The organism is Xanthomonas sp. BRIP62418 (assembly GCF_003993495.1).
GTDB lineage: Bacteria > Pseudomonadota > Gammaproteobacteria > Xanthomonadales > Xanthomonadaceae > Xanthomonas > Xanthomonas euroxanthea.
The window spans coordinates 40,821-61,604 of the sequence record NZ_QEZG01000054.1 but is presented as its reverse complement, the minus strand read 5'-3'; the positions used below and the strand labels follow the sequence as shown (position 1 = coordinate 61,604).

The 20,784-nt window shown below is 64.6% G+C and carries 14 protein-coding genes and 1 pseudogene; 9 read left to right on the top strand and 6 right to left on the bottom strand.

Annotated features, from left to right (window positions below):
• Window positions 1-146: 146 nt before the first annotated feature.
• From EO174_RS21180 to EO174_RS21170, 3 genes are all read left to right on the top strand, one after another.
• Complete coding sequence (locus tag EO174_RS21180; protein ID WP_164740294.1) at window positions 147-1,817, top strand: glycoside hydrolase family 43 protein; 1,671 nt, start codon at window positions 147-149, stop codon at window positions 1,815-1,817.
• A 2-nt stretch (window positions 1,818-1,819) separates the two neighbouring features.
• Window positions 1,820-4,507, top strand: a complete 2,688-nt coding sequence (locus tag EO174_RS21175) for a glycoside hydrolase family 3 protein (protein WP_126947306.1) — start codon at window positions 1,820-1,822, stop codon at window positions 4,505-4,507.
• A 149-nt stretch (window positions 4,508-4,656) separates the two neighbouring features.
• Window positions 4,657-6,120 carry a mannitol dehydrogenase family protein gene (locus EO174_RS21170; RefSeq protein WP_126947303.1) on the top strand — a complete coding sequence of 488 codons (1,464 nt, stop codon included), beginning with the start codon at window positions 4,657-4,659 and terminating at the stop codon, window positions 6,118-6,120.
• 163 nt (window positions 6,121-6,283) lie between these two features.
• Here EO174_RS21170 and EO174_RS21165 read toward each other — a convergent pair whose 3' ends face one another.
• Entirely contained in the window at window positions 6,284-6,670 is a 387-nt protein-coding gene (locus EO174_RS21165) for a VOC family protein (protein ID WP_126947300.1), read from the bottom strand.
• A gap of 249 nt (window positions 6,671-6,919) precedes the next feature.
• Complete coding sequence (locus EO174_RS21160; RefSeq protein ID WP_126947297.1) at window positions 6,920-8,008, bottom strand: hypothetical protein; 1,089 nt, start codon at window positions 8,006-8,008, stop codon at window positions 6,920-6,922.
• 613 nt (window positions 8,009-8,621) lie between these two features.
• Between EO174_RS21160 and EO174_RS23290 the strand changes: the two genes are divergently transcribed.
• The 4 genes from EO174_RS23290 to EO174_RS21140 all read left to right on the top strand — a co-directional run bounded on the left by EO174_RS23290 (window position 8,622) and on the right by EO174_RS21140 (window position 12,397).
• Complete coding sequence (locus tag EO174_RS23290; protein ID WP_241240057.1) at window positions 8,622-9,011, top strand: SymE family type I addiction module toxin; 390 nt, start codon at window positions 8,622-8,624, stop codon at window positions 9,009-9,011.
• A gap of 325 nt (window positions 9,012-9,336) precedes the next feature.
• Window positions 9,337-9,495, top strand: coding sequence for a DUF2256 domain-containing protein (locus EO174_RS21150; protein ID WP_104584391.1), 159 nt, complete (start codon window positions 9,337-9,339; stop codon window positions 9,493-9,495).
• Window positions 9,496-9,730: 235 nt separating this feature from the next.
• Complete coding sequence (locus EO174_RS21145; protein ID WP_126947294.1) at window positions 9,731-10,735, top strand: 2-hydroxyacid dehydrogenase; 1,005 nt, start codon at window positions 9,731-9,733, stop codon at window positions 10,733-10,735.
• Between the two features lie 39 nt (window positions 10,736-10,774).
• A complete protein-coding gene (locus tag EO174_RS21140) occupies window positions 10,775-12,397 on the top strand; it encodes a lactate permease LctP family transporter (RefSeq protein WP_126947291.1) in 1,623 nt (540 codons plus the stop codon).
• Window positions 12,398-12,464: 67 nt separating this feature from the next.
• Here EO174_RS21140 and EO174_RS21135 read toward each other — a convergent pair whose 3' ends face one another.
• Window positions 12,465-12,887: a hypothetical protein gene (locus EO174_RS21135; RefSeq protein WP_104584323.1), complete on the bottom strand. Its 423-nt coding sequence runs from the start codon at window positions 12,885-12,887 to the stop codon at window positions 12,465-12,467.
• Window positions 12,888-13,172: 285 nt separating this feature from the next.
• Between EO174_RS21135 and EO174_RS23435 the strand changes: the two genes are divergently transcribed.
• Complete coding sequence (locus tag EO174_RS23435; protein WP_126947328.1) at window positions 13,173-13,784, top strand: hypothetical protein; 612 nt, start codon at window positions 13,173-13,175, stop codon at window positions 13,782-13,784.
• 559 nt (window positions 13,785-14,343) lie between these two features.
• Complete coding sequence (locus EO174_RS21120; protein WP_126947288.1) at window positions 14,344-15,390, top strand: kelch repeat-containing protein; 1,047 nt, start codon at window positions 14,344-14,346, stop codon at window positions 15,388-15,390.
• Between the two features lie 142 nt (window positions 15,391-15,532).
• Here EO174_RS21120 and EO174_RS21115 read toward each other — a convergent pair whose 3' ends face one another.
• From EO174_RS21115 to galB, 3 genes and pseudogenes are all read right to left on the bottom strand, one after another.
• Complete coding sequence (locus EO174_RS21115; RefSeq protein ID WP_126947286.1) at window positions 15,533-16,570, bottom strand: SMP-30/gluconolactonase/LRE family protein; 1,038 nt, start codon at window positions 16,568-16,570, stop codon at window positions 15,533-15,535.
• Window positions 16,571-16,646: 76 nt separating this feature from the next.
• Window positions 16,647-17,830 (bottom strand): annotated as a pseudogene (locus tag EO174_RS21110) (endo-1,4-beta-xylanase).
• 239 nt (window positions 17,831-18,069) lie between these two features.
• Window positions 18,070-20,748, bottom strand: a complete 2,679-nt coding sequence (gene galB, locus EO174_RS21105) for a beta-galactosidase GalB (RefSeq protein ID WP_126947325.1) — start codon at window positions 20,746-20,748, stop codon at window positions 18,070-18,072.
• Window positions 20,749-20,784: the final 36 nt, after the last annotated feature.

Sequence of the window (20,784 nt, the reverse complement as noted above, 5' to 3'; positions counted from 1 at the left end):
TGCGGTCTAGCGCGGTGCGTCCAGGCGCCCCCCATACAACGCCCTTGCGGCAGCCAAGCGGGCCTGTCCGGCATGCGGAGCCGGCGTCGAGCCTGCGGCGTCTGCGCGCCGCCTGCGTTGCTCTGATGCTGGCTCGCCACGTGGTGTTGAGCGCTGTCATCGCAGTGCTCGCACCCACGACCGTGCAGGCGCAAGCGCAGGCCGATGTCGCTTTCGATTGGTTCGACTATCGTGGCGACGATACGGTGTTCACCAAACCGCTGCCGGCCGGTCATTACCGCAATCCGGTGCTGGCCGGGTTCTATCCGGACCCCAGCGTGACGCGCGTAGGCGAGCGCTATTACCTGGTCAATTCCACGTTTGCGTATTTCCCGGCGATTCCGGTGTTCGAAAGTACCGATCTTGTGCACTGGACGCAGATCGGCAATGTGGTCGAACGCCGCGAGCAGCTCGACTTCGACGGGCTGGGCGTGTCGCGCGGCATGTTCGCTGCCAGCATCCGTCATCATGCCGGACGTTTCTATGTCGTAGGTACATCGGTCGATAGCGGCGGCAATTTCATCGCCAGTGCCAGCAACCCCGCGGGTCCATGGTCGCCACTGACGTGGTTGCCGGGCATCGATGGCATCGACCCGTCGCTGTTCTTCGACACCGACGGCAGCGCGTATCTACTCAACAACGGCCCGCCGCAAGGCACGCCGTTGTACGACGGCCATCGCGCGATCTGGATGCAGCGTTTCGACATCGCCAGCAATCAACCGGTCGGCCCACGCAAGGTGTTGCTCAACGGTGGCGTGGACCTGGCCAGCAAGCCGATCTGGATCGAAGGCCCGCATCTGTATCAACGCGACGGTTGGTATTACCTCTCGTGTGCCGAAGGCGGCACCGGGCCGCAGCATTCGCAGGTGGTGCTGCGCAGCCGCAACGTGTGGGGGCCGTTCGAGGCCTCGCCGCACAACCCGATCCTGACCCAGCGCGACCTTCCGGCCGAGCGCGCGCATCCGATCAGCAATGCCGGGCATGTGGATCTGGTGGACACACCGGACGGGCAATGGTGGGCGGTGTTTCTGGCCAGCCGCCCGTATGCGGGCGAGCGCTACAACACCGGGCGCGAAACCTTCCTGCTGCCGGTGCACTGGCGCGATGGTTGGCCGTCGATCCTGCCGGCCGGCGAGCCGATTCCGTATCACGCACAGAGCCCGCGCGGCGGCAAGACACCGGCCGATCAAGCCCCGTTGTCGGGCAACTTCACCTGGCGCGACGACTTCGCCGGCACCTCATTGCAGCGCGAATGGCTTTATTTACGTGTGCCCAAACATGAAGTGGCCAACCTGCGCACGCGCGCCGGTTGGGTGACGCTGCATGCCAATGCACACGGCCTGGACAGCACCGCCACACCTGCCTTCCTCGCGCGTCGCCAGCAGCACACGCGCTTTACCGCAAGCACGGCCTTGGCGGTACCCACGCAGGCCGGCATCAGCGCAGGGCTTGCTGCCTTTCAGAATTCCAACGCGTGGTATGCGCTGGGCGTGCGACGCAACGGCGATGCGCTGGACGTCTTCCTCGACAAGCGCGATGGCGCAACAACCACCACGCTCGCACGCACACGCATCCCCGCAACCGCACAGTTGCGCCTGCAGATCAGCGGCGACGGTGGGGCGTACAGCTTCGCCTTCGATGCCAATGGGCGCGGCTGGCAATCGCTACGCCGCAACGACGATGCAGGCATGCTCAGCACCGCACAGGCCGGCGGTTTCGTCGGCAGCATGATCGGGCCGTTTGCCCAGCTGGAACCGCACCGCACCCAGGAGGACTGACCATGCATTCTCACCCCGCCCACCTCGCCACCGCCCCACATCGCGCACTCGCACGCGGCTTACTGCTGGCGATGGCGCTTGCCGCCACCGGCACGCAGGCCGCAACGCCGCCGCCATACCTGGACACCCAGCGCCCGTTCGACGCGCGCGCGGCCGACCTGGTGGCGCGCATGACGCTGGAGGAAAAGGCCGGGCAGATGCAGAACGCCGCCCCGGCGATCCCGCGCCTGCAGGTGCCCGAATACGATTGGTGGAACGAAGCACTGCACGGCGTGGCGCGTGCCGGCGGCGCCACCGTGTTTCCGCAGGCGATCGGCCTGGCTGCTACGTTCGACACCCCGTTGATGGCCGAGGTGGCCACCGCCATCGGCGACGAGGCGCGCGCCAAGCACCACGCGTTCCTGGCGCGCGGCGAGCACAAGCGCTACCAGGGGCTCACCTTCTGGTCGCCCAACATCAACATCTTCCGCGACCCGCGCTGGGGCCGCGGGCAGGAAACCTATGGCGAAGACCCGTTTTTGACCGCGCGCATGGGCGTGACCTTCGTGCAAGGCCTGCAGGCCCAACAGGGGCCGTACCGCAAGCTCGATGCCACCGCCAAGCACTTCGCGGTGCACAGCGGCCCGGAGGCGGACCGCCATCACTTTGATGTGCATCCCAGCGAACGCGATCTGTATGAGACCTACCTGCCCGCCTTCCAGGCCCTGGTGCAGGAAGGCAAGGTCGCCGCGGTGATGGGCGCCTACAACCGCGTCAACGGCGAATCCGCCTCGGCCAGCACGCGGCTGGAAGGCATCCTGCGCCGCGACTGGGGCTTCGATGGCTATATCGTCAGCGACTGCGCCGCCATCCGCGATATCTGGCAGAACCACAAGATCGTGCCCACGCCCGAGGCCGCCGCCGCGCTCGGCGTCAAGCACGGCACCGACCTGGATTGCGGCGACACCTACGCCGCGTTGCCGGCGGCGGTGCGGGCGGGCCTGATCGACGAAGCCAGCATCGACACCGCGCTCAAGCGCCTGATGACCACGCGCATGCGCCTGGGCATGTTCGACCCGCCGGCCAAGGTGCCGTGGGCGCAGATTCCGCCCTCGGCCAATCAGTCGCCGCAGCACGATGCACTGGCGCGCCGCACCGCGCGCGAATCGCTGGTGTTGCTGAAGAACGATGGCCTGCTGCCGCTCAAACCCACGCTCAAGCGCATCGCCGTGATCGGCCCTACCGCCGACGACCCGATGTCGCTGCTGGGCAACTACTACGGCACGCCTGCCGCGCCGGTCACCATCCTGCAGGGCATTCGCGAGGCCGCGCCGCAGGCGCAGGTGGTCTACGCACGCGGCAGCGACCTGGTGGAGGGGCGCGAAGACCCCAACGCCGCCGCACCGATCGACACGCGCTATCTGCGCCCGTCCGCCGATGCCAAACAGAACGGCCTCACCGGCGAGTACTTCCGTGGACGTGCGTTGGCCGGCCAGCCGGTGCTGACCCGCATCGACCCGCGCATCGCCTTCCGCTGGGACCGCAACGCACCCACCGATGATGCAGTGGGCCGCGGTGAACTGCAGGCCGAGCGTGCGCTGGCCAAGGACGACTTCAGCGTCCGTTGGCATGGCCAGCTGCTGCCGCCGGTGTCGGGCAGCTACGAGCTGCAGATTGCCGCCGACGATGGCGTGCGCCTGTATCTGGACGGCAAGCTGCTGATCGATCAATGGAGCGATGCGCCGCGCATGCGCGGCGGTAACGCCAGCGTGGCGCTGGAAGGCGGCAAGGCCTACGACCTGCGTGTGGAGTATTACGAGGCCACCCGCGATGCCGGCGTGCGCCTGGCCTGGCGCATGCCCGGCGCCAAACCGCCGCTGCAGGAGGCGGTGGACGCCGCACGCAATGCCGAGGTGGTGGTGTTCGTGGGCGGGCTCACCGGCGATGTCGAAGGCGAGGAGATGGACGTCAACTATCCCGGCTTTGCCGGCGGCGACCGCACCGACACTCGCCTGCCCAAACCACAGCGCGAGTTGCTGCAGGCGCTGCAGGCCACCGGCACGCCGGTGGTGGCGGTGCTGACCACCGGCTCGGCACTGGCCATCGACTGGGCGCAGCAGCATGTGCCCGCCATCCTGCTGGCCTGGTACCCCGGCCAACGCGGCGGCAGCGCGGTGGGCGATGTGCTGTTCGGCCAGGCCAGCCCCGGCGGCCGTTTGCCGATCACCTTCTACCGCGAAGACGAGCGCCTGCCCGCCTTCGACGATTACGCCATGCGCGGGCGCACCTATCGCTACTTTGCCGGCAAGCCGCTGTACCCGTTCGGCCATGGCCTGTCGTACACACAGTTCGCCTATTCCGATCTGCGCCTCGATCGCACCACCTTGGCGGCCGACGGCATGCTCACGGCCACGGTCACGCTGAAGAACACCGGCCAACGCGCCGGCGATGAAGTGGTGCAGCTGTATCTGCATCCGCTCACGCCGCAACGCGAACGCGCCGGCAAGGAGCTACGCGGCTTTCAACGCATCACCCTGCAGCCGGGCGAACAACGCCAGCTGCGCTTCACCATCAAGGCACAAGACGCCCTGCGCATCTACGACGAGCAGCGCGAGGCCTACGCGGTGGACCCAGGCGCCTACGAGGTGCAGATCGGCGCCTCCAGCGCAGACATCCGCAGCAGGCAACGCTTCACCGTCACCGACAAGTAGCGCCTTGCAAAGCCCCTCGCTCTGCGGACGTGGGCAAAGAAACCCTCCGGCCGCGATTGCCCTAAGCCCCTCTCCCCTCGGCAGAGGGGTTGGGGTGAGGGTACGGCGCAGGCGACTCCACCACACATCCCTAATGTGCAGACACCACGATGCAAGCCCCACGTCTTTCGCTCGACACCCTTGCCACCCTGCCGCCAGTAGTTTTACCGCCCGCTTATGGCACAGCTGCAACCACCATCGGCATCGTCCATCTAGGCGCAGGCGCCTTCCACCGCGCCCACCAGGCCGTCTACATCGATGACCTGCTCGCAGACGATCCCAGCTGGGCCATCTGCGCCGTCTCCCTGCACAGCCCAGGCATGCGCGACGCGCTGCGCCCACAGGACGGCCTGTACACCCTCGCCCTGCTCGACGAGCACCCGCAACTGCGCATCATCGGCGCCGTCCGCGAGGTGCTGTGCGCCGCCGACGAACAGGCCGCCGTGCTCGCGCGCCTGGCCGATCCCGCCGTGCGGCTGATCACCCTCACCATCACCGAAAAAGGCTACTGCCTGGCTGGCGACACGCTCGACCTTGCGCACCCCGACATCGCGCACGACATCGCCCACCCCGGCACACCGCGCAGCGCCATCGGCTATCTCGTCGCCGGCCTGCACCAGCGCAGGCAGCAGGGTATTGCGCCGTTCACCGTGCTCAGCTGCGACAACCTGCCCGACAACGGCAGCCTGCTGCGCCGCGCGGTGCTGCGGCTCGCCCAGCAACACGATCCAGCGCTTGCGGCGTGGATCGACCAGCACGCCACCTTCCCACGCTCGATGGTCGACAGCATCACCCCCGCCACCGACGACGCACTGCGCGCGCAAGTACAAGCGCAGACCGGCCTGCACGACGCCTGGCCGATCCAGCGCGAGCGCTACAGCCAGTGGGTGATCGAAGACCGCTTCTGCAACGGCCGCCCCGCCTTCGAGCGGGCGAGCGTGATCCTCAGCGACGATATCGCCGGCTATGCACGCGCCAAGCTGCGCCTGCTCAACGGCCCGCACTCCGCACTCGCCTATCTCGGCAGCCTGCTCGAATTGGAAACCGTCGCCGACGCCATGCGCCACCGGCCACTGGCCGCCTTCGTCGAAGCCCTGATGCGCGAAGACATCGCCCCCACTCTACAACCCATGCAAGGTTTCGATGCGCAGCAGTACATCGACGCCATCCTGGCCCGCTTCGGCAACCCCGCCATCCGCCACCTGCTCGCCCAGATCGCCTGGGACGGCTCGCAGAAGATCCCGGTACGCCTGCTCGGCGTCATCGGCGACGCGCTGGCTGCCGGGCGGCGGATCGACCGGCTCTGCATTCCGGTAGCGGCCTGGCTGCAGTTCGTGTGCAGGCAGGCTGGTCATGGAGCGGCCCTGGTCGACCCGCTGAGCGAAGAGCTAAGCGACATGGGCCGCTCGGCCACCGGCGATGCCGCCCATGACATCGCGGCATTCCTCACCGTGGATGCGGTATTCGCGTCGCTTTCCGGCGATGGGCGTTTTGTGCAGGCGCTGCACGCTGCCTACGCTGCGCTGGGCAATGCAACACCAGCAGAGATACAGCGGGCCATTGACTTGGGGTGATGCATCGCACTGCATCGCCCGGTGAGGTCGCATGCAACAAAGGTCTGATGTCTGCAGCGTGCGATTGGCGGGCAGCAATGCGCAGAACACCGCCCATCGAGCTACCCGATCCGCGGCCTATTGCGGATAGGCAGGCACGCAGATGCAGCGGGCGATTGAATGCCTACTTACCGATCACCTGCCCAATCCTGAGCAGGTTGCCGCTCTCATCGACAAGCGCAAATTCCCGCATTCCCCAGGGCTTGTCGCCGACAGGATCGAGCCTGGGGATGCCGTGCAGCGGAAGCTCCGCCGCACGCATGGCGGCGTAGACCGCATCGACATCGCCAACCCGGATGTAGCACCCCGCATAGCAGGCAGCAGGATCCAGGTCCGGATGCGCGAAGAAATGCAGTTCCACCTCGCCACGGGTCAGGATCGCGTAGCCTGCATCGTGCGGATGCGCATCGCCGACAAAGCCCAGCCGCCGGTAGAAGGCAACCGTGCGTTCGATCGATTGGCTTGGTAACAGCGGAATAGTGCGATCTGGCACAACAGCGCTGAAAATCATCACCTTCTCCAATTGGGCTGTGGACTAGTTACAGAAAGTTTCATGCATGCAAGTCCTCAGTGCGATTCGTTCGATCGCCAGTAGTGCGCCAAATTAAAAATCCGGCAAAAACAATGACGCGCCTCTGCCAAAGCGAGCCCTCCTTATGCAGCTCCTTAAAATAATAATCGTTGCATCCATAAATGTAGATCAGTAATAGCACCTTACAAAATCACTATCACAAAAATTAATTTACATTTAAAAATCTAATTAATTCGTAGCTATCTGATCCGCTAGAACTCTCCAGCTAGCGATTCTCTCTGAAGTTTTTGCCATCGAAATGACGCTAGCCCTTATAGAGGCGGTTACTCGCCTCATCATCCTTGTTGCATCGCCCGCTTCTTCCATGGTTTTAGCAAAATCTAAAGAGTTGACTGCTGACGTTTCAGCCACAGAAATTAGTCCATAAAAAGATCCAATAAAGTCAGGCGCCCCATCAAGCTGACTCGGATCCTTGATCGCCTCAAGCAAAATATATTCTACCCCAGGCGCAGCTCGATCGACATTATTTTTAAATTCTTGAGATATAACATTCAATCTAATTGACGGATCTTGTAAATTCTGAGCGATTTGATTCGCCACTTCGAGCTTTCTGGATGAGTAATTACTCACCGCTGGAATACCGCGAATCCGCTGAGTTCCATTGTTAAGTATGGCAGATATCTCTTCTACAATTACGGTTGCTCTCATCGCCGTCTGCGTCATATCTCCGAGACTGATCTCCATATCAACCATATGCTCCAAAAATCCCGGGGGCTCGTCAAATTCTACATTATCAATATTTTCATCGAGTAATATTTCGCTTTCAGCAATCGGATTCTCTAGCCATATCCTAGTTGACGCGACTGGATCAGACCCGTGTTCCAACCCCTCCTTTAATGCTGCAGTTAAGGACTTTTTTGCCGCAATCAATCGAGCAGCCGTTCGATTAAAAAGTATTGTCCTTATTGTAGATATATCAAATGGAAGTTTTCCCTTTTCACCAATCTGGAAAGTCAGCTTTCCAGTTGTATGACGCAAGCCCAACTCATACATTACATTTGGATTAGCACCTGTTAAATCGGCAATTACGATGTGTGAGTCACGCAAATAACGGAATATTTGCTCATGAATTTCTCCAGTTCGGGAAATGTGATCAGCCCTAAACGCCTCGACATTAAGCGCATCGCATGCTGGTAAAATAATCTCTTCGAATACTTCAATCGCGTCTTCATACGCGACTTTTGCCTCAGACCCGTTCTCTGCGTCTCGGTCTCCTATTGGTCCAATTACGAAAGCTTTGAGCTTTGGCAGTTCCATTCCCTTCTCCACCTATTAAAAATTAAAGTGACATAGAGAAAATCAACAAAGCAACTCCCTAAAAGGTGACGCCCGTTAGCCAAACTCGAATAAAGGCAGTTCGAAAATTGGCGTGACTGGCAGCTCACCTACAGCCCGCATTAAAATGACTCAAATAAAACTAACTGTATGTAAAAACATGTAACTATTTTAAATAATTTATTTAGACATCCGTTAAACGACACTAGCATTACGACCCCGATGCTCACAAGCAAACTCTACTGACGAATAATTACCCTTCGCTATTCGCTTTCCTTGGAGAACGGAAGGCCTCAGCGTAAGCCGGGCTTCTCTTGACCCAAGGTGGCTTAGGTTGCAGCATAACGGTGCTGCGGCACATTCCGTAGCCGGATTTGACAGTCCGAAACCACAAGGCGCACCAGCGCCCATTGCACGATGTCGGCGCTTTTTCTTTGCCTGATGTCATGCGTGGGGCGTGCTCGCTCTATGGCGGGCGGTGTGCGGAGACCGAAAGGTCTGCCGGTATCTTGTGGCCGGTCTGTCAACCGCACACCGTCCGCCACCTCGATTGACAGCGATGCGGCGGGCCTCTCTATCGCACAAGGAGTTCGATATGACCCACCCCAAAGCGACTGCCCATGCACGCCCTGCATCGCCGGCCAAGCGCTCTGTTGTCGCACGTACCGGATCAAGGCAGAGCTCGGTGTCCGCCGTGACCGACATGGAGTCGGCGGCAGATCCATCGCCAGCGCCCACCCCACCGTTGCGCAAGCCCGGCTTCCGTATTCCCGAGCGGGTCACCATGAGCTGCCAGCACTACGACGTGCGGCGGGCCGAGGATGTGGTCGGCTGCGCGGTGCCCAAGCTGCGGCTGTCCGGACGTTGGCTGGAACACTGCGGTTTCGCGGTTGGCGATGCGCTGCAGGTCACGGTGGGACGCGGCGTGCTGTTGATCAGCCGCGTGGCACCCGCGCTGGCTGCGGTGAAACCACGCCGAAAGTGACGCGCGTGGGCCAAGCGCCCTAATGCGGTGCTTGCGGCACCTGCTCCCCTGTATGGGAGCAGGTGCGCTTGTTGCCCTCGTCCGGATTGGAGAGAGGAGCCTGCCCTATCCTGTTTGCGTTGGAGACAGAAGGCTGCCTGTGCCGTCTGCACGCGAGAGCAACGTGTCTGTTCCGATACGGGGCAGCGAAGCAAGGCCGCGTTGCACGTGGGTCGCCAGCGGCACGGAGCGTGTTGCCTGCACCGGCATCTGCAGGGCACCGCGCGACATGACATGCTTGGCCTCATCCACGCTCCACCCACCTCCGGTTAGGCTCACGCGCCGCATGGCCATGCGCAAGAAACACGAGTTGCCTGAGAAACCCTGCATGCACTGCGGGCGGCCGTTTCGTTGGCGCAAGAAGTGGGAGCGCGTGTGGGACCAGGTGAAGTACTGCTCCGACCGTTGCCGTGGCGAAAGCAAGCGGACGCGTCCGCCTCCGTGACCTGCACGATGTGCGCCTTGCCGGTCACCACCACGCGCGCGCACCAGCGCCAGACCGTCGCACACGGGCGCACTCGCGTAGTGTGGGTGCGCGCTGTGCAGTAACGAACCTCGGCACCGGTTCGATGTCCGCATCGCCACTGGCGCTGGTCGTGGTCGCGGCGATTGGCAAAAACGCGGTGGAAGAGGCCCGGTTGGGTGAGCTACCGTATTCCCGCACCTATGGAGTTTTCCGCATGAAAATGGCTGTCTTCAGCACGCGCCCTTACGACAAGCGCTTTCTCGACGAAGCAAAACTGCGCCTGGGCGCGGAATGTGCAGCCGAGTTCGTTTACTTCGAGGCAACGCTGGATCTGCAGACGGCCGCACTGGCGCAGGGGTGCCAGGTGGTGTGCGTGTTCGTCAACGACCAGCTCGATGCGCCCGTGCTGCAGGCGCTACACGCCGGCGGTGTGCGCGCGGTGCTGCTGCGCTGCGCCGGTTTCAACAATGTGGACCTTGCCGCGGCCACCGCACTTGGCCTGTTCGTGGCACGCGTGCCGGCCTACTCGCCCGAAGCGGTGGCCGAGCACACCCTGGCGCTGGTCATGACGCTCAACCGGCAGACGCACCGCGCCTACAACCGCGTGCGCGAGGGCAACTTCATGCTCAACGGCCTGCTCGGCCGCACCTTGCACGGCAAGACGGTGGGCCTGGTCGGGCTGGGCAAGATCGGGCTGGCGACTGCACGTATTTTCAACGGGATGGGCTGCGACGTGCTGGGCTTCGACCCCTATCCCACACCCGGCTTCGCTGCGATCGGGCAGCGGGTCGAACTGGAGACGCTGCTTGCACGTGCAGACATCGTCTCGCTGCACTGCCCACTGACACCGGCCACGCAGCACCTGATCGACGATGCGGCGCTGGCGTCGATGAAGCCGGGGGCGATGCTGGTCAACACCTCGCGCGGTGGACTGGTGGATACCGATGCGGTGATCCGCGCGCTCAAGTCCCGCCAGCTCGGCCATCTGGCCATCGATGTCTACGAGCAGGAAAGCGCCTTGTTCTTTCAGGACCGCTCGGGCGAGATCATCGACGACGAGGCGTTCCAGCGCCTGATGACCTTCCCCAATGTCTTGGTCACCGGGCACCAGGGATTCTTCACCGCCGAGGCGCTGCAGGAGATCTCCGAAATCACCCTGCGCAACCTCGCTGATTTCGCTGCGGGCTCCCCGTGCGCCAATCTTGTTCCGACACCGTAAGCGTCACCTATCCCGTTCACCACCCGCGCAGGTCCAACCATGTGGCAACAACTCTACGACCCGCTCGGTAACGCCAACCTCTCGGCCTTGCTGGCGGCCTTGCCGGTGCTGTTCTTTTTGCTGGCGCTGACGCTGCTGCGGCTCAAGGGGCTGACCGCCGCGTCGCTGGCGGTGCTGGTCTCGGTGGCGGTGTCGTCGCTGGTGTTCGGCATGCCGATGGCCAGCATCGTGGGCGCCGCGCTGTTGGGCATTGCCAACGGCATCTTCCCGATCGGCTTTATCGTGCTGATGGCGGTGTGGCTGTACAAGCTGGCAATCCGCAGCGGCAAGTTCGAGGTGATCCGCGGCAGCATTGCCACGGTGTCCGAAGACCAGCGCATCCAGGTGTTGCTGATCGCGTTCTGCTTTGGCGGATTTCTGGAAGGCGCTGCGGGGTTTGGCGTGCCGATCGCCATCTGCGCGGCGTTGCTGGTGGAGCTGGGCTTCCGTCCGCTCAAGGCGGCAATGCTGTGCCTGCTGGCCAATGGCGCGGCGGGTGCCTACGGGGCGATCGGCATCCCGGTGCTGGTGGGCGCGCAGCAGGGCGGCGTGCGCCTGGACGAGATGTCGCTGATGCTGATCGCGCTGGTGCAGGTCTGCGCACTGCTGGTACCGGCGGGGCTGGTGGCGATGCTCGATGGCTGGCGTGGCGTGCGCGAGACCTGGCCGGTGCTGCTGTTTGTCGGCGTGGTGTTCAGCGGCGTGCAGACGGTGACCTTGTCCCTGCTGGGTCCGGAACTGGTGGACATTGTCGGCCCGCTGGCCGGCATGGGCGGGCTGGCCCTGTTCATGCGGTTCTGGCGGCCCAAGCGCATCTACCGCGAAGCACAGGCGCCGCCGTGCTCCACCCAGCGCTGGACGCTTGCCCAGGTGCTGCGTGCGTGGTCGCCGTTCTACATCCTGACCGGCGCGATCCTGGTATGGAGCCTGCCTGCGTTCAAGGCACTGTTTGCCGCAGACGGCGCGCTTGCCGCCACGGTGTTGCATCTGCCCATCGGCCTGCTCGATCAGCGCGTGCAGGAAGTGCCGCCACTGGTGGCCAGCGTGCGTACGCTGCCTGCGGTGTGGAATGTCGGTTGGCTCAACGCTTCCGGCACGGCGATCCTGATCGCCGCGGTGCTCACGGTGCTGCTGTCGCCGCGCCTGACCCTGCGCTCGGCAACCGGCGAATTGGCCCAATCGGCGAGGGAGATGTGGAGACCGCTGGCCACCGTGTCGCTGGTGATGGCGGTGGCCTATGTCACCAACTATTCCGGCGCATCGTCGAGCATTGGTCTCGCACTGGCGCAGGCCGGTGGCGTGTTTCCGCTGCTGTCGCCGGTCATCGGCTGGATGGGGGTGTTCATCACCGGCTCGGTGGTCAACAGCAATACGTTGTTTGCGCATCTGCAGGCGGTGACGGCGGCACAGATCGGCGTGCCGGCCGCATTGCCGGTGGCGGCCAATACCGCCGGCGGCGTGATGGCCAAGCTGGTCTCGCCGCAATCGATCGCCATTGCCGCCGCTGCGGTCAAACTGGTGGGGCAGGAGTCGGCAATCATGCGGACCACCCTGGCCGCCAGCCTGGGATTGCTGGCGTATGTCTGTCTTTGCACGTGGCTGCTGTCGATGCTGCTGCACTGATGCCGGTGGAGGCGTGCCGGCCGGACGAATATCCGCATTGCCCAGGCGTCTTCGGCCTGCTTGCGCATCACTTCGCCTGCCGCCCCTGCACGGCACCAGCGGTGCCGAACAGGCGCATCAGCACCACGACGAGCAGCGCAACAAAGCTCAGTTCCCACACATAGAACGCGATACCCACGTGGTCGATCATGACCTGATGGCCGGCCTCGTTCTTGTCGAACCGGGTTGCGCGAAAGGTATCCAGCCCGATCAGGCACGCCGCTACCAACAGCGCCGCCGCCACCTTGTCCACCTTGAAGAGGTAACACAGCCACGCCAGGAAGAACAACGGATTGCTCATCCAGGCCACGCATTGGCCATCGACCACCTGCATCCAGCCAAGCAGCAGGATGACGAAGCCACCCAGGTGATCATTGCCGCCATGCAATGCAGGCAGGCATAGCGCAACGCCGTACAGCAGGGCCGATAACACGGGTAGAAAAATCTTCACGAGCGTCCTTGTCCAGGATGAGGCGAGTGTGCGTGTGCTCTTCCGGAGCTCCGGATCGCATCTGCACGGGCGAGCTTGTCCACTATAGACACTGCGCGCGCAGCTTTCACCGGCGCCCCGGGCCAGCCAGGGGCGGCCAACCCCACACCCGGTTGCGGCTAATGCGTGCCGGTTCTCTTCGCAGCGCCCGCTCCGCCTGCCCGCTTGGCAGCGCTGCCCTTACGTGCCACGGCCATGTTGTCGACCAGGTTGGGATAAGGCCGGCCCGCTGCCTTGGCGCGCTGTCTGGCTTGCGTCTTCTGCGCTGGAGAAAGCGAACCTGAGCGCGAAGCACGCTTCGGATTCGGCTTGTTCCATGGCGCTGAAGCCTTGCCCTCGCCTTTCTTCGCAGTGCTGCGCGTGGAGGCGCTCTTGCTGGCTGCAGGTCGGCGAGCGGCGGTCCTTTTTGTCGCAGTCTTCTTTGCAGGTCTTTTCTTCGCCGTCGCTTTCTTGACTGTGGTCTTCCTTGCTGCGGTCTTCTTTACAGCCGCCTTCTTGGCTGCCGTCGTGCCGGTGGCCTTGCGGGCACCGGTCGACGACCTGGACGTTGATGTCGCCGCGCTACCGGCCACTGCTTTGCCGGCTGCGCCTTTTCTCGCCGAAGGTTTCTTCGCGGAGGCCGTTCCGGTTGTGTACCTTGCGGCCTTCTTTGCGGCGGTCTTCCTTGCGGTGCGTTTTGCTGCGGTCTGCCCGGCGGTGCGTGTCTTCGTACCACTGGCTCCGGCGGCGGCCGTGTTGCTGGTGCCTGTGCCCTTTCCTGCTTTGGTCTTCGCGCTGGCTGCATCCTGCAGACGCTGGTACAGCCGCGCTGCCCAGCGCTGGCCGGCATCGCCGCCCCAGAGCAGCCAGGCGATGTAGCCTGCAGATGGAGCACTGCGATCGGCCCAGCCCTTGGCGTTCTTGTCCACGCTGTGGCGCGCGAAGTACGCATGCATGCGCCGGATGGTCTGCGTGGACAGCGACGTCTGTGCCGACAGGTCGCGCGCGCGCGCAACGCCGATCGCGGTGCCGCCACGCCCGTGCTGCTCGCGCAAGCGCAGTCCGCGTGCCGCTGCGTTGGCAACGTTCCTGGGTGGCAGTGTCGAAATCGCCTGCTTTGCTGGTGTGCGTGGCACGGGTTGCTCCTGTCGCATCGAGTTGCCGTAGTGTTCGCATGCGCCGTGCTGCTGCATGTGAAGAGGCTGGCAGCCGAGCCTGCGCACACCACACGCCGATGGAGGTGACTCGGCGATACGCAGGCACGCCACGCGGCGCGCGATTGCGCGGTCGTCAAGGCGAGCTCTCGCTCAGCATGCACCGGCAAGCGACATCCGCCGCGCCAGGCGCAGGCGCAGGCGCAGATCAGCCTGCTTGGGAAGCTGGATCGCCGTGCATGTGTCGCTACACTGGCCTGCCACGGCTATCGCAAGAGTGCTGCATGCGCCTGTTGAAGACCTCGTTCCACGCGGGCCTGCTCGCTGCCGCAATCGGCATGCTCCCCGTGCTTGCGCAGGCTGCCGACGCAGCGGCGCCGGCAACCACATCGGCGCAATCGACACAGTCGCCCCAATGGCAGGTGCTGAGCACACGCAATCAACCGCATGCGCGGCATGAGAACAGCATGGTGGCCATTGGCGATCGCCTGTATCTGGTCGGTGGACGCGATCAGCGCCCGCTGGAGATCTTCGACACCCGCACGCGCCGCTGGTCGCAGGGCAGTGCGCCGCCGCTGATGGTGAGCCACGCGCAGGCGGTGGTGTCGTCGGGCAAGCTGTACGTCGTGGGCGGGTTCACCGGCGACTATCCCGAGGAAGCGTCGCTGAGCAATCTGCTGATCTACGATCCCCGCACCGACCATTGGCAGGTGGGGCCGGAGATTCCCAAGCATCGCCGCCGCGGCGGGGCAGGCGCGGTGGAGCACGACGGCGTGCTGTACCTGGTCGGCGGCAACACGCGCGGCCATATGAGCGGCTATGTGCCATGGCTGGATGCGTTCGACACCAGAACGCAGCAATGGACGCAGCTGGCCGACGCACCGCGTGCCCGCGATCATTTCCATGCAGTGGTGCTCGACGGGAAACTGTATGCCGCCGGTGGACGCAGGTCGGCGCACGAAAGCGGCAATACCCTGGCGCAAACGATTCCCGACGTCGATGTGTATGACATCCAGCGCGGCACCTGGTCGGTAGCACCGGCTGCGCTGCCGACGCAGCGCGCAGGCACTGCGGCCATCGCACGCAATGGCCGCCTGCTGGTCATCGGTGGCGAGAGCATGCGGCAGGTCAAGGCGCACGACGAGGTGGAGGCCTACGACCCAGCCGCATCCACCTGGACGACGCTGGCAGCATTGCCGCAAGGGCGGCATGGCACCCAGGTCGCCGCCGTCGGCGACGATCTGTACATCGTTGCGGGCAGCGGCAACCGTGGCGGCGGGCCGGAGCTGGATGATGTGTTGGTGTTGGGCGGGGCGGAAGCCACACGCTAAGCGAGGTGGGGTTCATCCGAGCCGGATCGCAGTCTTGGCTCGAAGGGAAAGCGACTTGTCGTACTGGGCGATCGGTCACGCTCCATCGCGGCCAGGGCCGCTCCTACAAGAGCGGCGACTGGGTGTGGTGGGCTATCGGGTGCTACCTTGCAAACTCCAGGCCCCGCGCCTTGACGCGCACCCGCGTCAGCATCGCGTGCGAGGTCATGTAGAGGGTATGGCCGTCGTCGCCGAAGGCGCAATTGGAGATGGCCTCGCCGGTTTCGATGCGGCCCAGCCTGCGGCCGTCGGGGGCGAACACGATGACGCCGCCGGGGCCGGTGGCGAACAGGTGGCCGTCGGCGGAGACCGCCATGCCGTCGGGCAGGCCGGGCGCGTCCTTGGCCACCAGATCGGAGGCGTCGGCGAACACGCGCTTGCCGGTCACCGCACCGTTGGCGTCGAGCGCGTAGGCCATCCAGATCGGGCGCTGCGGATCGGAGTTGGCCACATACAAGGTGCGCTCGTCGGGCGACAGGGCGATGCCGTTGGGAAGGCTGAGGCTGTCGTCCAGCAGGTGCACGCTGCCGTCGGTGTCCAGGCGGTAGATGCCGTTGAAGCGCAGTTCCTTGACCGGCGAGTCGTTCATGCCCTTCAGGCCATACGGCGGGTCGGTGAAGAACACCACGCCATCGCTGCGGCGGACCAGATCGTTGGGGCTGTTGAAGCGGTGGCCTTCGAACTGCGTTGCCAGCGGTGTCTTCTTGCGCGTGACCGGGTCGAGCCTGGCGACGATGCGCGTGCCGGAATCGGCCAGCAGCACGGTGCCGCCAGGTTCGGCATACAGACCGTTGGCGCCGGCCTCGCGTAAGGTCGCCTGCTCCGGGCCGCTATAGCCGGAGGGCGACAGAAACACCGACAAGCCTCCGTCTTCGGACCAACGATAAAGCTTATTTTCCGGCACATCGGTGAACAACAGATAGCCGCCATTGCGCACCCAGGCCGGCCCCTCGGACCAAGTGAAGCCTTCGGTGAGCTTCTCGATGCGCGCGTCGGCCGCAACCACCTTACCGAAGCGCTGGTCGAAGGTTTCCAGGTGCCCGATCGCCGTGAAGCGCGGCGGTGGAGCTTCCTTTTTCGTGCAGGCAGCGACAATGGCCAGCAGCGGAACGGCCAGCAGCAGATAGGGCGGTAAGCGCATCGGTCAGTCCAGTAACGAAGTCGGGCCATGATGCCACCATGCGTGTGCAGGTCTGCTGCGCACGCTGGCGACCATGCTAGCGCTCGCCAGCGTGCGCCGGCACCGCCAATATCGCATCCACTGCCGGCTTGGGCTGGTAATTGCGATCGAACAGCAGCGGATAATTGGTACGCCCCGGCACGGGGTAGTCGTTCTTCCATGACATGCCATCGGTGACGCCCCAGACACTGACGCGGGCGAGCTTGTCGCGCTTGCGCCAGAACAGCGCGAACAATTCGGCGTAGCGATCACGCAGTTGCGCCTGCGCCTGCGGTGGCAGGCCATCGCGATACGGGTCGAGAAAGCGCTTGAATTCCGGCAGCTGGAACTGCGGGTGTGCAAGGCCGGTGCCGATGACCTGGCCTTCCCTGGTGAGCGGCAACACGTCGATGTCCAGCTCGGTGATCATGACCTTGATGCCGAGCGCGGCGTAGGCATCGATGGCGTCTTCGATGTCGCGCAGGCTGGGGTAGTTGAGCCCCCAGTGTCCCTGCATGCCCACGCCGTCGATACGGATGCCGGCCTGCTGCAGCATCTTGACCATGCGCACGATCCCGTCGCGCTTGCTCGGCCGCCAGGCGTTGAAATCGTTGTAGTAGAGCTGCGCATCCGGTGCATAGCGCTGGGCAAAGGCGAAGGCGTTACGCACCACGGTGTCGCCGTCGCCGACCCGCTGCACCCAGTTGGTATCGCGGTAACTGCCGTCTTCGTCGATGATCTCGTTGACCACGTCCCAGGCCTGCACCTTGCCGACATAGCGCCCTGCCACGCGCTCGATGTGCGCGCGCATGCGCTCCAGCTGCGCATCGGCGGTGTTGGGCTTGCCCTGTGCATCGACGAAGAACCAGTCCGGCGTCTGGTTGTGCCAGACCAGCGTATGGCCGATCACGAACATGTCGCGGCTGCGGCCGTAGGCGACGAAGGCATCGGCGGCGCTGAAGTCGAACACGCCCGGACGTGGCGCAACCACTTCGGCCTTCATCACGTTTTCGGCGGTGACGGCATTGAAGTGGCAGGCGACCAGCGCGGAAGAGGCGGCATCCTTGCCGGAGACGATGTCGGCATTGACGGCGGTGCCGATCAGGAAGCCGTCGGCGTAGCGCGCCGGAGCGACGTGCTGCGGGTGTCGCAGGCAGCGGAGGCTGGCAGTGCAGTGACGGCGCTGATGACGGCGAACGCAATGCTCAGGCAGGTTGATGCGCGCGTACTGTTTTCTTGCATGACAGGCTTCCTGATCGGATGCGTTTTCTGTTCTCTTCGCGGCTGACCGTGACTGGCAATGCGCGCCAATGCGGGATCGCAGCTTATGCGTTGCCAGGTGCGTTTGAATCCAGCAACCACGCTAGCGAACGCGGGAGCACGTTTGCGTCCATCGCATCTGTTGCGTGCAGGCACCGCATCGCCATCCGGACGCGACAGCTCACCTGCACGTGCCACACACTTGCCGAGCAGCAGCCCCATCACTCCACCACCACCTGCGCACTGGCCGCCTGCAAGCTGTCGGACTCGACATGGACGGTGATCGTGCCCCGCACGCCGGCCTTGCCGCGCACGATCGCCAGACACAGGCCGTTGAAGGCGTTGCGCTGCGGCGCGGCGAACGACTCCAGGTTGGTGGGGTCGCCATTATCGGTAGCGACGAGTTCGCCCGGGCCCTCGATGCGGAAACGCAGGCGGTCGCCAGCGGTCGGCGCAGGACGGTCGGCGCGATCGAACAGGCGCACGGTGACAAAGCTCAGATCCTGCCCATCGCCACGGATGCGGCTGCGGTCGGGCATCACCTGCATGCGCGCGGCGCTGCCGGCGGTCTGCACGCGGTCGCTGGCCCAAGGCTTGCCCTGCCTGTACGCCTGCACGCGCAGCTCGCCCGGCTGGTAGACCACATCGTCCCAGCGCAGCCGGTACTGCAGCGGGCCCTTGCGCTTGCGCCCCTGCGAGACGCCGTTGACGAACAGCTCGGCCTCGTCACCGGAGGTGAACACATGCACCGGCGTGACCTGGCCCTCGCGGCCGGGCCAGGTCCAGTGCGGCAGCAGGTGCGCCATCGGCAGGTCGGGGCGCCAGCGTGACTGATACAGCCAGTAGCGGTCCTTGGGAAAACCGGCCAGATCGAAGATGCCGGAGTAGGAACTGCGCGAACTGTAGTACGGCGTGGGCTCGCCCAGATAATCGAAACCGGTCCAGACGAATTCGCCGGCAACATACCGATGCTGGTCCTGGGCCGCGAACACCTTGTCGGCGCTGGAGCCGAAGTCCACCGCATGCAGTTCGTAGGCGCTGACCTGGTGCGCGACCGAATCGCCGCCGCGCCCATCGCGCACCGGCGCGCTGGTGTCCGGCGTCACCGGAAACAGATACACGCCGCGGCTGCTCAAGGCCGAGGCGGTCTCGCTGCTGAGGATGGCCTTGTGCGGAAACGTCGCATGGAACGCCGGGTATTGCGGTTGCTTGCGGATACGCTCGGTGCCGGCGAATTCCGGTGTGTCGCGGATGCCTTCGCCCTGGTAGTTGAGGCTGATGACATCCAGCGCAGCGGGCAGTGGCATTTCGGGCGAGGCGTAGTTCATCGCCACCGTGGCTGGGCGCGAGGGGTCTTCCTCATGCACGATGGCGTGCAGTGTGCGTGCGATCGCCGCGCCCTGCTCGCCGGTGTATTGCTCGCCGACTTCGTTGCCCACGCTCCACAGCATCACCGAGGGATGATTGCGGTCGCGCCGCAGCATCGCGCGCAGGTCCGGCTCGTGCCATTGCGGGAACACCAGGTGGAAATCCAGCGGGGTCTTCTTCATCTGCCAACTGTCGAACACCTCGTCCACCACCAGCAGGCCCATGCGGTCGGTCAGCTCCAGCAGCTCCGGCGCGGGCGGGTTATGGCTCATGCGGATGGCGTTGGCGCCCATCTGCTGCAGCAGCTGCAGTTGCCGCTCGGCGGCGCGCACATTGAACGCCGCACCCAGCGCGCCGAGGTCGTGATGATTGTTCACGCCGCGAATCGGCACCTGTTCGCCGTTGACCAGCAGGCCCTGCTCGGCATCGAACACGATGCTGCGGATGCCGAACGGTGTTTCGTAGCGATCCACCACGTGCCCGTCCTGGCGGACCTCGGTCACTGCGACATAGCGATGTGGGCGCTGGGTGGGCGGCGGGCCCCAGAGACGTGGATGGTCGATCTGCGTGCTGCCCTGCACGCGTGCGCTCCCGCCCGCGGGAACCGCAACCCGCATGGCGGCAATGCGCGCGACCGGCTCGCCACTGCGCGTACCGCGTGCAGCGTCGAGCACATAGATCGCGGTGCTCACCTGCGCCTGCACCGCACTGCGGGCGGCATTGTCCAGCGTGACTGCCAGCTGCACCTGCGCCCTGTCGGCCGACACCTGCGGCGTGGTCAGCTGCGTGCCCCAGTGCGCGACATGCAGCGGCGCGGTCCTGGTCAGCCATACATTGCGATACAGCCCGCCACCGGGATACCAACGCGCCGAGTCGGGCGGGTTGTCCAGGCGGATCGCCAGCTGGTTGCTGGCGCCAAACACCACGTACGGGCTCAGGTCCACGCGCCAGGAGCTGTAGCCATACGGCCAGCCGCCGACCAGCTTGCCGTTGAGCCAGACCGTGGCATAGGCCATCGCCCCATCGAGATCCAGAAACAGCGAACGTCCGCGATCGCTGGCCGGAATGTCCAGCGTCTTGCGGTACCAGCCCACGCCCCAGCTCGGCAGGCGCCCCATGCCGCCGTACGGGCCATCGGCCAGGAACGGCCCGGCGATGGCCCAATCGTGCGGCAGATCCACGCGCTCCCAGCCGCTGTCGTCGAACTGCGGCTGCACGAAGGCCACGCTGCTGCCCGGATGCCCGGGCGGGCGGACATGGCGGTTTGCCGGGTCTGCAATCAACGCATTGGCTGTGGGCAGGATCCACGGCTTGAGCACGCGTGTTGCGGTGGCATCGAGGTGCTGCGCCTGCTCGGGCCGGGCATCGGCCACCTTGCCGTCTTCGCTGCGTAGCACCTGCGGGCGGACGTCGTAATCCAGGAGTTGGCGATTGCCGGGAGGGTCGCCGCGGTGGAAGCGCCATTGCGCGTTGAGCGAGACCCGCTCACGTGGCAGTTCGGTAGGCGCCGGTGGTGCTGCCAGCGCGGGCATGACGATGAAGATGCAGAGCATCGCCACACGTGCAAC